At 67.9% G+C, this 13,223-nt stretch carries 11 protein-coding genes and 2 tRNA genes; 4 read left to right on the plus strand and 9 right to left on the minus strand.

The genetic code is table 11. The features are described from left to right. Nucleotides 1-36: 36 nt before the first annotated feature. Both E3O23_RS00640 and E3O23_RS00645 read left to right on the plus strand, forming a co-directional pair. On the plus strand, nucleotides 37-1,290 hold the full coding sequence (locus E3O23_RS00640) for a site-specific integrase (RefSeq protein ID WP_134486788.1): 1,254 nt from the start codon (nucleotides 37-39) through the stop codon (nucleotides 1,288-1,290). Next, nucleotides 1,287-3,047: a hypothetical protein gene (locus tag E3O23_RS00645; RefSeq protein WP_134486791.1), complete on the plus strand. Its 1,761-nt coding sequence runs from the start codon at nucleotides 1,287-1,289 to the stop codon at nucleotides 3,045-3,047. Before E3O23_RS00640 ends, E3O23_RS00645 begins: the two co-directional genes overlap by 4 nt. 232 nt (nucleotides 3,048-3,279) lie before the next feature. Here the strand turns inward: E3O23_RS00645 and E3O23_RS00650 are convergent. From E3O23_RS00650 to serS, 5 genes are all read right to left on the minus strand, one after another. Continuing rightward, nucleotides 3,280-3,370: transfer RNA gene (locus E3O23_RS00650), tRNA-Ser, on the minus strand. Between the two features lie 87 nt (nucleotides 3,371-3,457). Further along, nucleotides 3,458-4,696 (minus strand): LCP family protein, encoded by a 1,239-nt coding sequence (locus E3O23_RS00655; protein ID WP_134486794.1) that lies wholly within the window; start codon nucleotides 4,694-4,696, stop codon nucleotides 3,458-3,460. A 42-nt stretch (nucleotides 4,697-4,738) separates the two neighbouring features. Beyond that, nucleotides 4,739-4,823 (minus strand) — tRNA-Ser (locus E3O23_RS00660). Nucleotides 4,824-4,910: 87 nt separating this feature from the next. Next, complete coding sequence (locus tag E3O23_RS00665) at nucleotides 4,911-5,714, minus strand: HAD family hydrolase (protein WP_198415097.1); 804 nt, start codon at nucleotides 5,712-5,714, stop codon at nucleotides 4,911-4,913. Continuing rightward, entirely contained in the window at nucleotides 5,711-6,982 is a 1,272-nt protein-coding gene (gene serS / locus E3O23_RS00670; protein WP_134486796.1) for a serine--tRNA ligase, read from the minus strand. The genes E3O23_RS00665 and serS overlap by 4 nt, the downstream gene beginning before the upstream one ends. A gap of 49 nt (nucleotides 6,983-7,031) precedes the next feature. Between serS and E3O23_RS00675 the strand changes: the two genes are divergently transcribed. Next, on the plus strand, nucleotides 7,032-8,036 hold the full coding sequence (locus tag E3O23_RS00675) for a diacylglycerol/lipid kinase family protein (RefSeq protein ID WP_134486799.1): 1,005 nt from the start codon (nucleotides 7,032-7,034) through the stop codon (nucleotides 8,034-8,036). A 79-nt stretch (nucleotides 8,037-8,115) separates the two neighbouring features. Here the strand turns inward: E3O23_RS00675 and pheA are convergent, their stop codons facing one another. Next, nucleotides 8,116-9,045: a prephenate dehydratase gene (gene pheA, locus E3O23_RS00680; protein ID WP_134486802.1), complete on the minus strand. Its 930-nt coding sequence runs from the start codon at nucleotides 9,043-9,045 to the stop codon at nucleotides 8,116-8,118. Between the two features lie 35 nt (nucleotides 9,046-9,080). Between pheA and pgm the strand changes: the two genes are divergently transcribed. Continuing rightward, the gene (gene pgm / locus E3O23_RS00685; RefSeq protein ID WP_134486805.1) at nucleotides 9,081-10,697 is read left to right on the plus strand and encodes a phosphoglucomutase (alpha-D-glucose-1,6-bisphosphate-dependent); all 1,617 of its coding nucleotides are present in this window, start codon (nucleotides 9,081-9,083) and stop codon (nucleotides 10,695-10,697) included. A gap of 9 nt (nucleotides 10,698-10,706) precedes the next feature. Here pgm and E3O23_RS17930 read toward each other — a convergent pair whose 3' ends face one another. The 3 genes from E3O23_RS17930 to E3O23_RS00700 form a co-directional block, all read right to left on the minus strand. Then, nucleotides 10,707-11,372: an amidase domain-containing protein gene (locus E3O23_RS17930; RefSeq protein WP_166790355.1), complete on the minus strand. Its 666-nt coding sequence runs from the start codon at nucleotides 11,370-11,372 to the stop codon at nucleotides 10,707-10,709. A gap of 62 nt (nucleotides 11,373-11,434) precedes the next feature. After that, nucleotides 11,435-12,430, minus strand: coding sequence for an amidase domain-containing protein (locus tag E3O23_RS00695; protein WP_166790356.1), 996 nt, complete (start codon nucleotides 12,428-12,430; stop codon nucleotides 11,435-11,437). 110 nt (nucleotides 12,431-12,540) lie between these two features. Further along, on the minus strand, nucleotides 12,541-13,223 hold a 683-nt coding region (locus E3O23_RS00700; RefSeq protein ID WP_134486814.1), incomplete at its 5' end, for a M15 family metallopeptidase.

Raw genomic sequence — 13,223 nt, forward strand, 5'->3', positions numbered from 1 at the left:
AACCGTCCCTCAACCCCCGAAGCGGCCGACTCTGTCGTGCTCTGGCAAAATCGCAAGAACGGAGAAGAAATCGCGGTGGCCGACCGGCCCCTGCCCGACAAGGAACCGTACCTGTCCCTGCCGTTCCGCCACGCCTCCCTCAAACCGACCGCCAACAACCGTCTGACTGACGACGATGACGACCTCCGAGTACACCCCGCGGACGGCTCGGTTGCGCAGTGCTTCGCGCGGCCGTGTTGGGGTGATTCGAGCCGCGTGCGGGCACACGCTGCCGCGCTCGTCCTCCTCGTCGGGCTTCTCCGCGCCCTTCCCGCCGACCTGCCCGCCGCTGTTGCCGACACGGCGACGCGAGTTCACCGGGGCCTCCCCGACGTGTGCGTGCGCGCCATGACGACCTACACGCCACGCAACATCAGCACAGCGCGATGGGAACGCATCCAGGTCTTCGTCGAAGACGCCACCGCTATCGCGGCACCACGCTGCGCTTACACTCAGGAACGCCTCCTGGTCATCTGCGGCAGGTTCGTCGACTGGGCGGTCAACGAGGCCGGGCTCCCGCTTCGCGCCGATGTTCTGTTCCGCCCCGAGGTCGTCGCACGCTATGTCAGCCACCCGAGCCTGAACCTCGCAGCGACTACTCGGCGCAACTACCGCGCAACGCTGATGCGCGTGTCGGAGGTGCTCCTTCCTGACGCGCCCGCCACGGCGTTCAAACCGTTGAGCGCGAAGGACTCGATGCGTCCATACACGCCGAACGAGGAGGTGCGCCTCGAGAACTGGGCACGCGGGCAGAAGTCTCCGGAGCGCGAACGGAACGCCATGGTCCTGCTCTCTCTCAGCATGGGAGCGGGATTTTGGGCAGGCGAAATACTGACCGCACGCCACGAGGACTTTCTCTTCGACGAAGACGGCGTACTCGCGACCGTCCGCGGCGCAAAGGCGCGGTACGTGCCCCTGCTCGCTAAGTGGGAACCGTGGCTGCAGGAGGCTATTGCCGACCTGCACGACGGTGATTTCGTCTTTGGCGACCCGTCCCGCCAGGGAAGTCGCAATGTGGTCAACGAGTTCATCCAGCGTGTCGGCAGGACGGCGAAAATGCCTGTCCCCCAAACCAACCGGATGCGAGCGACCTGGCTCGTCACCCACCTCGCGAACCGCACGAACATGCGTGCGCTCATGCGTGCCGGCGGTGTCGAAAAGTTCGAAAATCTCGCCCGGCTGCTGAAGTTCGTCCCGGAACTCGACACCGTCGAATACCGTCGCCACCTCCGCGGGGAGGCGAACCGATGATTCCGGCTCGCCATCACGACCGCGTCAATCACGCTGAGGCGTGGATGCAGGAATCCTTCGGGATGACCAACCGGCGCTACACGCGCAAGCAGAGACAGGAGAGCCTCGAGGTCTGCCTCCATGACGCGCTGCGCGTCATGGACAACGCCGGAGTCGACGACCTCATCCCCAAATGGCGACGCGAAGAAGGACTTGGCCCACGGGGCGCCAAGCAAATCATCAGCGAGCGCGCCGTCATCGCCCTCATGCTTGTTCAGATGCGCGTCGACGGCGACCTGCGCTTCAACAACATGGCCAACACCATCACCATGCTCACGAACTCGCAGCGCGAGCGCATGGGCATCCGCAAACACGACATCACTCAGTCAAACTGGTACGACCGCATCTGGAGCGCTGTCGAGCGCCTCCAACGCCTCGTCGACGCCTACCCCGGCCCGCGGAAGAAGCTACCCACTCCTGAGAGCTACGCGGCCATCCTTGCTGCGCGGGACCCAGAAGCTTGCGAGCGCAAGCGAGTGAGGCTCTCCCTGCTGTGCAACAGGTTGGTCGAGGGCTCCGTGCTCCTCATGCCGCGCGAACTGCGTCGACGCTTCCAAGGGAACCACGCACTGGATGCGACAAAGATTCCGCTCAACGGCAAATACGGCGGCCCGAGTTCAGCTCGTCCGGACGGGCATCACCTGAGCGCAAGCTACGACGGCGGCTGGTGGGTACGAAACGGAAGCCACGACGGCAGCGGTTCGACCTCGCACGACAAACGCTGCTGGGCCATCGAAGCGGAAATCACCACGATGGTCGCGAACACCCCCGGCGAAGCAGCAACCTTTCCACTCCTTGCCAACGGCGTCAGCTTCCACAAGCCAGGAGCCATCAAGGGCGAAGGGCTTCGGCTCGTCGAATCACTCCTTAGCCGTGGATACATCATCGACCACTTCATCGCGGACCGCGCATACCTGCCGAACTCCGTCGCCGAAGAGCTGCAACTCCCGCTGGCCAAGTTGGGCGTGAAGCTCGTTTTCGACTACAAGGACAAGGAGCGCGGCAAGATGGCGCAGTACGAAGACCTGATTCTGGTCGGCGGTGTCTGGTACATCAACATCATGCCCAAATCCCTCATCAACGCGCACGCCCTATACGAGCAGGCCCACGAGAAGGCCGGCAAGGACAAGGAAGCAATCCGTACCGCCAAAGAGAATCTCACCCAACGGCTCTCAGAGCGCAAGACATTCCGCATGAAGCCGAAGGGCATCCGACGCCCGAACGGTTCGCGCCAGTTCATGTACCCAGACCCCAGTACGTACACCGTCGCCAACCCAAAGACCGGCGAACTGCTCTCCATCGACAAGAAGACCATCGTCGTTCCCTTGGCTACAGGAAAAGGCGACAAGGCACACGAAGCGGTCAAGTTCGGCCAGGAATACCCTCACGACGAAGAAAAGTGGGCTGGGTACTACGGACTCCGCAACACCGTGGAATCCCAGAACGCGTACATCAAGGACTCGTCCACCGAAGACATCGAGGACCCCAAGAAACGTCGAGCGCGCGGTAACACCTTCGCGTCGCTCGCCGTGACCATGGCACTGGTGAGCGCGAACATCCGGAAGATTCTCACCTTTATCCGCGCGCATCTCTCACGCGTGGAAGTGACCTCAAAGAACCGCTCGTTCGAGAACACCTACTACTCAGCCGAAGACCTGCCCAGCTACGACAACAAATCGGCCGCCACCCCACCGGAGTCGCCGCCGCCGGAGGACTAGCCCCAGCGACACCAACAATTCTTGCTCCACCCGCGTACCGAATGCTTCGCCCTGCCCAAAAGCAGGGCGAAGCATCATTTAAACACCCGCGCACAACGAACGCATCAAATCAACGGCGCTCCGGAATGAAAACCCGCACAAATAGGGCGCCGATTGGCCGAAAACCCGCACATATCCGGGCATCGTCGGAATTTAACGAACTCGATCGCTGAAAAAACCGAATTGGCCAGTGCGGAGACGGTGGGATTTGAACCCACGGTGCCCTGTGAAGGGCACTCCACCTTAGCAGGGTGGTGCACTAAGCCGAACTATGCGACGTCTCCTTGGTGCTTGCGCGCAAACACACGAGAGCAATCATAACCGCACTGACGGCATCCGGAGGAATCGAGGCCCGGATGCCGCCGGCCGGCCTACTGGTTGTTGAGCGTGCGGCCGACCGAGCAGGTGAACTCGCCGGCTGTCTGGCCGGTGGCCGTGTCGGGGAGCACCGTGACCGGGGCGCCCGGGGTCGGGGTGGGCGTGGCGGTGGGGGCGGGCGTCGCCGGGGCGTTCGGGTCCACTGTCGCGCCCCGGCCGGTGGAGCCGCCGAGCTGGAGCGGCTGGTCGGAGGCGACGGCCGTGAACAGGTCGTCGAAGTCCGGCTGGATCGGGATGACGCCGCTGTCGACGTTGCCCGTGGGCACCTGCACGAAGATCACCTTGTTCAGGTCGATGTCCTTGAGCGCCAGCGCGATCGAGATCAGCGTGTCGACGTTGTTCAGGCTCGTCGACAGCTGCATGTTCGCCGTCGCCGCCTTGGCGAGCGAGTACACCTTGGTCGGGTCGGAGAGGGTCGCGGAGCTCTTGATCGTGCGCAGCAGGGCCGACATAAAGACCTGCTGGTTGTTGATGCGGGTCAGGTCGCTGCCGTCGCCGATGCCGTGGCGGGTGCGCAGGAACTGGAGGGCGGCCAGGCCCTGCAGGGTGTGCTTGCCGGCCTTGAGGTAGGTGTCGGTGTGCTTGTCCTCGATGTCCTCGGCGACGCAGACCTCGACGCCGCCGACGGCGGTCGACATGGCCATCACGCCGCTGAACTGCACCTCGGCCGCGTAGGGGATCTTCAGCCCGGTGAGCGCCTCGACCGTGAGCACGGTGCAGGCGAGCCCGCCGTAGGTGAGCGTGGTGTTGATCTTCTGGCTGCTCATCGCGTCGTAGGTGCCGCCCTTGCCGTCCGGGCAGCCGGGAATGGGCACGTACATGTCGCGGGGGAAGCTGATCACCGAGGCGTTGCTGTGGTCCTCGGAGATGTGCAGCAGCATCGTCACGTCGTTGAGGTCGCCGGTGGCGTCTTCGGCGCCGAAGACCGCCGGCTGGCCCTTGCGGCTGTCGCTGCCGACCAGCAGCAGGTTCACGCCGCCCTTGATGGCGCTGAATTCCTGGGCGGGCTTGCCCTTGACCTCGTTCTCGAGGTGGACGCCGGGCTTGACGCTGGACGCGACGTCGTAGGCCGCGATCGCGGCGACGGACACGCTGCTGACCATGAGCACGGCCAGGGCGGCCGCGAGGAACTTGAACACGGTCGTGACCGGGTTGGACTTCTTCAGCCGGCCGTGCCGGGCGAGGGTACTCAGCTTCGATCGCGAAGAGCGGGGGCGCAACTGGTCGCTCACTCTGTTCCCTTCGTTCATGGCCGGCGGTGACACCTCACAATGCGGAGGGCGTGGGATTCGAACCCACGAGACATTTCTGCCCACCAGTTTTCAAGACTGGCTCCATCGGCCGCTCGGACAGCCCTCCCGGTTCGCGAACGAACAAGGCCCGATTCTAGCCGATGGCCGACTCTCCAGAATGACAGGACTACCTGAAAACCGGCTGGAAGAGGCTCTAGAGCGTGCCGAGCACGAGCGCGAGACCGTCGTCGAGCACCGACGCCGTGATCTCGCCGGCCGCCCGGATCACATCGTCGGGGGCCTGGCCCATGGCCACGCCCCGGCCCGAGACGGATGCCCAGAGCAGCAGGTCGATATCGTTGCGTCCGTCGCCGACCGCCATCACCCGGCTGCGCGGAATCCCGACTTCCTCGCGCACCCGTTCCATCGCCGTGGCCTTGTTCACGCCGTCCGGAGCGATGTCGAGCCAGGCCGTCCAGCCGATCGCGTAGCTGACCCGGTTGAGGCCCATCTTCTCGACCACCTGGAGGAACTCCTCCATGTCGTGGTCGGGTGAAATGACGACCACCCGGGTGGCGGCGTGCCGGAGCAGTTCGTCGAAGTCGACGTGTTCGCTGTCCAGGCCGATCGTGGCATCCGGGAAGGGTTCGGTGTACCGGTAGTAGCCGTGCTCGTCTTCCACCGCGTAGCGCGCGCCGGTCAGGTGCGAGCGGATCGAGGTCAGCACGTCGGTCGGGTCGAAGGTCTCGACCCATTCCCGGCGGTATCCGGTGGGCGCATCCCGGTCGCGGTGGAGCGTGATCGCGCCGTTCGAGCAGACGACGAACCGGGGTGCGATGTCGAGGCGTTCGAGCACGGGCAGGGTGGCGGAGGCGGAGCGCCCCGTCGCCAGCATGACCTCGTGGCCGGCATAGGTGAGCCGCTGGATCTGCTCGAGCACGGCATCGCTGATCGTGCCGTCCTCGTGCATGGTGGTGCCGTCGATGTCGAGGGCGACCAGCCACGGCGCGTCGGTCACGGCCGGCTCACCGGTTCGAGCAGCTCGAGGCCGCCGAGGTAGGGCCGGAGCGCGACGGGAACCCGCACGGATCCGTCGGCCTGCTGGTGGGTCTCGAGCAGTGCGACGATCCACCGGGTCGTGGCCAGGGTGCCGTTGAGGGTCGCGACCGGCGCGGTCTTGCCGGACTCCGTGCGGTAGCGGATGTCGAGGCGGCGGGCCTGGTAGGTGGTGCAGTTGCTCGTGCTGGTCAGCTCGCGGTAGGCGCCCTGGGTGGGCACCCACGCCTCGATGTCGAACTTGCGGGCGGCGCTGGAGCCGAGGTCGCCGGCGGCGACGTCGATGACCCGGTAGCTCAGCCCGAGGGCCTGGAGCATGTCCTCCTGCAGCGCGACGAGACGGTCGTGCTCGGCCTCGGCGTCGTCGGGGAGCACGTAGGCGAACATCTCCAGCTTGTTGAACTGGTGCACCCGGATGATGCCGCGGGTGTCCTTGCCGCCGGAGCCGGCCTCGCGGCGGTAGCAGGTCGACCAGCCGGCGTAGCGGAGCGGCTCGGCCGAGAGGTCGAGGATTTCGTCCTTGTGGTAGCCGGCGAGCGCGACCTCGCTGGTGCCGGTGAGGTAGAGGTCGTCGCCGGGCAGGTAATAGACCTCGTCGTTGTGCTCACCGAGGAACCCGGTGCCGTCCATGATCTCCGGCCGCACCAGCGTCGGCGTGATCAGGGGGACGAAGCCGGCCGAGAGCGCGTGGTCGAGCGCCATGTTCATCAGGGCGATCTCGAGCCGCGCGCCGATCCCGCGCAGGAAGTAGAAGCGCGATCCGGACACCTTGGCGCCGCGGGCCATGTCGATGGCGCCGAGCAGCTCGCCCAGCTCCAGGTGGTCGCGTGGTTCGAAGTCGAAGGTGGGGGTCTGCCCGTGCGTGCGCAGGGTGCTGAAGTTCTCCTCGCCGCCCGCCGGCACGCCGTCGATGACCGGGTTGGCGATGGTGCGCACGATCGTGGTGAAGCGCGCCTCGGCATCCGTCGCGGCCGCACCGGCCGCCTTGACCTCGGCGGCCAGGCTCTGCGCCTCGGCGACGAGCGCCTTCTTCTCCTCGGGAGGGGCCGAGGCGACGCGCTTGCCGAACTGGTTCTGCGAGGCACGCAGGGCCTCGAAGGAGGTGATCGCCGCCCGGCGGGCCGCGTCGGCGGCCAGCGCGGAATCGACCGCCTCCACGGAGTCGCCGCGCGCCTCCTGCGAACGCTTGATGAGCTCAGGATTCTCGCGCAACAACACCGGATCAATCACAACATCGAGTCTACAAGCGCGAACCGGGGCGGCTTGCTAGCCTTGCACCGTGGCAGCCTCCGGTCAGACCCGCACCGACCGGTACGCCGTCGTCGTCTACAACCCGACCAGGGTCGACCTGGCCCGGCTCCGGCGGAGCGTGCAGGCCGCCCAGGCCGCGGCGGGCTGGGCCCCCAGCCTGTGGTTCGAAACCAGCGCGGCGGATTCCGGACACGAGGCCGCCCGCCGCGCCGTGCGCCGCGGGGCGTCCCTCGTGATCGCCGCCGGGGGTGACGGCACCGTGCGGGCGGTCGCCGAGGCGCTCCGCGACACGGGGGTGAGCCTGGCGATCGTGCCGCTGGGCACCGGCAACCTGCTCGCGCGGAACCTGCTCCTGCCGCTGGGCAGCATCGACGCGGCCGCCGCCATCGCGTTCTCCGGGATCGACAAGCCCGTCGACGTCGGCGTCGCCGAGATGACCACCCCCGACGGCCGGACCATCGAGCACGCCTTCGTCGTGATGGCCGGGGTGGGCCTCGACGCGGAGATGATCGCCAAGACCCGGCCGGGGCTGAAGAAGCAAGTCGGCTGGTTCGCCTACGTCGACGCCGGTGCCCGGGTGATCCCCCGGGCCGAACCCTTCCACATCGACTACAGCCTCGACGGCCGCCCCGAGCGGCACGCACACATCAGCACGATCCTCGTCGCGAACTGCGGCACCCTGACCGGGAACATGCTGTTCCTGCCCGACGCCCGGCTCGACGACGGCGTCCTCGACACGGCGATCATGCAGGTCAAGGGGATTCTCGGCTGGTTCAGGATCTGGCTGCGCGTGATGTGGGAGAACGGCGTGCTGCGCCGCTCGGCGACGGGCCGCGAGGTGATCCGCCTGCGCGAGAAGGGGAACGAGCGCACGATGAAGACGCTCCGGAGCACGGACATCCGGATCAGGCCGGACAGCCCGCAGCCGCTCGAACTCGACGGGGACGAATTCGGGCTGGTGAGCTCGGTGTTCCTCCGCTCGGACCCGCAGGCGCTGGCCGTGCGGGTGCCCGCCTGGTCCCCCGCCGCCTAGTTTCCCCCCGCGAAACCGCAGTTGTGCGCCTTATTCGGGCGTTTTAACGCGCACAACTGCGGTTTCGCGGGGAGGGGGGTTAGGGGAGGAGGGTGCGGAGCCAGGTGCGGGCCTCGATGAAGATCTCGTCTTCGTAGCGGGAGGTGAACTCGATCGGCTGCTTGTCCGCACGGGGGTAGGAGCCGAGGAAGATCACGTTCGGGCTCGAGCGGCGCAGGCCGAGCAGGGCGTCGGCGACACGCTCGTCGAGGATGTGCCCGTCGGCGTCGATCACGAAGCGGTAGCGGCCGAGGGCGTCGCCGATCGGCCGCGACTGGATCAGGCTGAGGTTGACCCCGCGGGTGGCGAACTGTTCGAGCATCTCGAGCAGCGCGCCCGACCGGTCCTCCGGCAACTCGACGATCACGCTCGTCTTGTCGGCGCCGGTCCTCGCCGGGAGCGCCGTCGTCAGGCTGACCAGCACGAACCGGGTCACCGCGTTGGGGTTGTCGCCGATGTCCGTGGCCAGCACGTCCAGGTCGTGGTGCTTCTCGATGCCGGGCGGGGCGATCGCGGCATCCGCCTGGCTGTTTTCGAAGAGGGAGGCCGCGGCGGCGACGTTGCTCGAGGCCGGGATGTGCCCGTGGTGCGGCAGGGCGGCTTCGAGCCAGGTGCGGCACTGCGCGTAGGCGACCGGATGTGCGTTGATCACCCGCACATCGGCCAGCGCGGTGCCGGGCCGGGCGACGAGGACGAAGTTCACCGGGACGAGGTATTCGCCGATGATCCGCAGGTTCGGCGCGCCGGCGAGGGCATCCTGGGTGGCGGAGACACCGCCGTCGACCGAGTTCTCGATCGCGATCATCGCGGCGACGCTGCGCCCGGTGAGGACATCGGCGAGGGCCTCGCCCACGTTGTTGACGGCGCGCCACGGCTTGCCCTGCGCTTCGGGCACCTGGGCCAGGGCGGCCTCCGTGAAGGTGCCCACCGGCCCCAGGAAGCTGTAGGTGACATTAGGGGACTCGGCCATGGCTCACAGCCTAGTTGCAGTGCCAAGATGGGGGCATGAACGAACGTGCGGGAACCCCGGCCCAGGACTCAGATCTCATCGACGCGGAGGCTCTGGTCAGCGCCTACTACTCGCTGAAACCGGATGTCTCCATCCCGGCTCAGCGGGTCGTCTTCGGCACCTCGGGGCATCGCGGCAGCTCGCTCAACCTCGCGTTCAACGAGGACCACATCATCGCCACGACCCAGGCGATCGTCGAATACCGCGCCGCCCAGGGCATCACAGGGCCGCTGTTCATCGGCACCGACCCGCACGCGCTCAGCGCCCCCGCGTACACGACGGCCCTCGAGGTGCTCGTGGCCAACGGCGTGCGCGCCCTGGTCGACGAGTTCGACGACTACGTGCCGACGCCGGCCCTGTCGCACGCGATCCTCGCCTACAACCGAGCGGGGAACGGCGACGAGGCCGACGGCATCGTCGTGACGCCCAGCCACAACCCGCCCTCGGACGGCGGCTTCAAGTACAACCCGCCGCACGGCGGACCCGCCGACAGCGACGCCACCTCCTGGATCGCGAACCGGGCCAACGAGCTCATCGCGGGCGGGCTCCGGGACGTGAAGATGAGCGAGCCGAGCGCCGTGGAGACGTACGACTTCCGCGGGAACTACGTGAACGACCTCGAGAACATCATCGACATGAAGGCGATCAAGGCCAGCGGCATCCGGATCGGCGCCGACCCGCTCGGCGGCGCGAGCGTGGGCTACTGGGGCGCGATCCGCGACCGGTACGAGCTCAACCTGACCGTCGTCAACCCGAAGGTCGACCCGACCTGGCGGTTCATGACCCTGGACTGGGACGGCAAGATCCGGATGGATCCCTCGAGCCCGTCGGCGATGGCATCCGTGCTCGCCCACAAGGACGACTACGACATCCTCACCGGCAACGACGCCGACGCCGACCGGCACGGGATCGTCACTCCGGATGAGGGGCTGATGAACCCGAACCACTTCCTGGCCGTCGCCATCGACTACCTGTACAGCCACCGCGACGGCTGGCGAGCGGATGCCCGGGTCGGCAAGACCCTCGTCTCGTCGACGATGATCGACCGCGTCGCCGGGTTCCTCGGCCGGGAACTCTGGGAGGTTCCGGTCGGCTTCAAGTGGTTCGTCCCCGGCCTGATCGACGGCTCGGTCGCGTTCGGCGGCGAGGAGAGCGCCGGCGCCAGCTTCGTGCGCTTCGACGGCACGGTCTGGACCACGGACAAGGACGGCATCCTGCTCGCCCTGCTCGCCTCGGAGATCCTCGCGGTGACCGGCAAAACCCCGAGCCAGCGCTATGCCGAACTCGCCGAGCACTTCGGCGCTCCGTCGTACGCCCGGGTGGATGCCGCGGCGACGCCGGCGCAGAAGGCCCAGCTGGGCAGGCTCGACGGTGACGCCATCACCGCCACCGAGCTGGCCGGCGAGAAGATCATCGCCAAGCTCAGTCACGCCCCCGGCAACGGCGCCGCCATCGGCGGGGTGAAGGTCGTCACCGAGAACGCGTGGTTCGCGGCCCGGCCGAGCGGCACGGAAGACGTCTACAAGATCTACGCCGAGTCGTTCAAAGGCCCGGAGCACCTGAAGCAGGTTCAGGTCGAGGCGAAGGCCATCGTCGACGCGGCGATCGCCTGATCTCGAGCGCTAGGGGATGCTCCAGTAGTAGGCCCGGCCGCCCGGGTGCTTCGTCGTGATCGCGTAGTCGACGGAGAGGTAGTCGGTGTCGTCGGTGTGCCCGGCGTAGTAGATCTGCACGCCGGCCGCGGTCTTGTCGATGCGGGTGACGATCCCGGTGTGGTCGCGGTCGCCCGACTTGTCCCAGTCGAACTGCACGACGTCACCGAGTTTCACCTGGTCGCGCTGGGCATCGGTCAGGGCCGTGGCCCGGCCGGAGTCGCCCAGGTAGCGCATCAGGGAGGTCGAGCTCACCCAGGGCTTCGAGTAGGAGAAGCTGGCGCCGGTCCCCTTCGTCCGCCATTCAGCGTCCATCTTCCAGCCGCGCGCGATCAGCGACTGGTTGGTGAAGTTGACGCAGTCATTGTGGGTGACGACGCCGTACTCGGCGACGTTGTAGCTCTTCCAGTGCGCCAGCACGTAGGCCAGCTGCTTCTGCACGGCCAGGTCGACAGCGACCGGCGCAGCCGTCGCGTCCGGGGTGGCCCGGGGGGTCGCGGTGTCCGTCGGCGTCGGCGCGGCCGCCCGGCCGGCGGGGGGCGCATCGTTTCCGACCGAGGTCAAGGCCGCAGCTCCCGCAATGACGCCGCCGACAGCGAGCGCCACGAGGCCGATCCGGGTGGGCCGGGAGAGCACCACGATGTCCTCGATTCGTTGGGGGGTGAGTTCACCGGAGTCGGGAACGGATGCGGGTCCGCCTAGGTGATACTCCAGTATGCGACCGTTCCGCCGGCGTTCGCGAGCGACTCGTCGACGGACTTGAAGTCGTTGTCCATCGTGTGGCTGGCGTAGTAGATCCGCACACCGCCGGCCGCCCTGTCGACGCGGGTGACGATCCCGGTGTGGTCGCGGTCGCCCGAGCCGTTCCAGTCGAACTGCACGACATCCCCGACCCTGACCTGCGCGCGCTGGTCGTCGCTGAGCGCGGTGGCGCGCTCCGGGTGCGCCGCCAGGTAGGCGGCGAAGGCCGTGGAGCTGGCCCAGGCCGGGCTGTACTGGCGGGTTCCGGCGTTGAACGACCACTGCGCATCCATGGTCCAGCCGCGCGCGATCAGCGACTGGCTGGTGAAGTTGACGCAGTCGGTGCCGCCGAGCCTGCCGTACCGGGCGGTGTTGTAGTCCTGCCAGTGGGCGAGGACGTAGTCGGTCTGCGCGGCGACCTTCGGGTCGGCAATGTAGCGGAAGCTGAGCGGCGCGGCCGCCAGGGACGCCGTGCCGGCCGAGTCGACCGGGACGGGCTCGCCACGGACGTCGAAGAGCTCGACCGGGACGGTGCCGAGGCCCCGCCCCGTCGAGGGCGGGGTGCTGAGGGTGACCGTGTCGGTGGTGACCGAGACGACCGTGCCGGGGTTGGCGCCGAACTTCACGCTGGCGACCTCGTTCAGGTCCCCGCCGGTCACGGTCACGACCGTGCCGCCGGCCACCGTGCCGGCCGATGTTCCGTTGGCCGCGATGATGCTGCCGCGCACGATCGGCTCCGGCTGCGCGACGCGTGCGCTGCCCTCGATCGCCGCCGGGGTCGGCTCGGGAATCGCACCGATGGCTCCGCCGCCGGTGGCCAGGCCGACCGAAACGGCAACCGCGCTGCAGGCGGCGATGATGCTGCCGGGGAGCAGGATGCGCCGCTTCTCGCGGGGTCGCTCGGCGGAGTGGCGGGGCTGGTTGCGGGTGTCTCGGGGTGAATTGGGGCGCACAAAATCGTTTCTGTCTGGCGGGAGGGGACCTGCGAGGTAAACATCCCTCCTTGGCAAACCCCTGTGCAAAGCATCCGTAACCCATGGGTGCCGGGGCGAAGAATCCGGCCCTAGGGGTACCCGGGCGCCGCGGGCAGCCCGAAGAACTCCTCCAGCGTGGTGACCCGCGTGCGCCGCATTTCGGCTGCCAGCTCCACGCCGATGTAGCGGAAATGCCACGGCTCGAACTCGTACCCGGTGACGGCGACCTTGTCGGCCGGGTAGCGCAGCAGGAATCCGTAGCGCCACGCGTTCGCCTGGAGCCACCGGCCGTGCGGGGTGTCGGCGAAGCAGGCGCTCAGCGCACACCGTGACGGCAGGGAACTGATGTCGAGCGCCAGGCCGGTCTGGTGTTCGCTGGAGCCCGGGCGGGCGATCGAGGCATCCGCGGCCGCCTGGCCGTGCGCGCGCACCGCCTGGTCGTACACCCTCGTCTGCGCCGCGAAACCGCGGTAGGCGCTCTGCGACTGCAGCCGGAGGCCGAGCTCCCGGGTGATGCCCGCGAACATCGCCGCGGCGGCGACGGATGCCTCCTGCCGCAGCCTGGGCTCGTAGACGTGCGGCACCGGGACACCCACGAGGTCGGCGGGCGTGTAGTCGAGGGGGGCGAGCGGTCGCGCCTTGTTCACGACCACCCACAGGCTCGCCGGGTCCTCGGTCGACCGGGCGCCGCGGTCGAACGTCGGCACGGCAGTCGGCACGGCGGCCGGCGCGGGCCGCGGCGGCGGGGCGGGTGCCGTCACGGGCGCGGCGG

The organism is Cryobacterium tagatosivorans, assembly GCF_004402215.1.
Classification (GTDB): domain Bacteria; phylum Actinomycetota; class Actinomycetes; order Actinomycetales; family Microbacteriaceae; genus Cryobacterium; species Cryobacterium tagatosivorans.

What these genes read in the sequence shown, in the direction of transcription:
- E3O23_RS00645 (WP_134486791.1), top strand. Translation starts at nt 1,287, where the DNA reads ATGATTCCGGCTCGCCATCACGACCGCGTCAATCACGCTGAGGCGTGG.
- pheA (WP_134486802.1), bottom strand. Translation starts at nt 9,045, where the DNA reads ATGGCCGAGTCCCCTAATGTCACCTACAGCTTCCTGGGGCCGGTGGGC.
- pgm (WP_134486805.1), top strand. Translation starts at nt 9,081, where the DNA reads ATGAACGAACGTGCGGGAACCCCGGCCCAGGACTCAGATCTCATCGAC.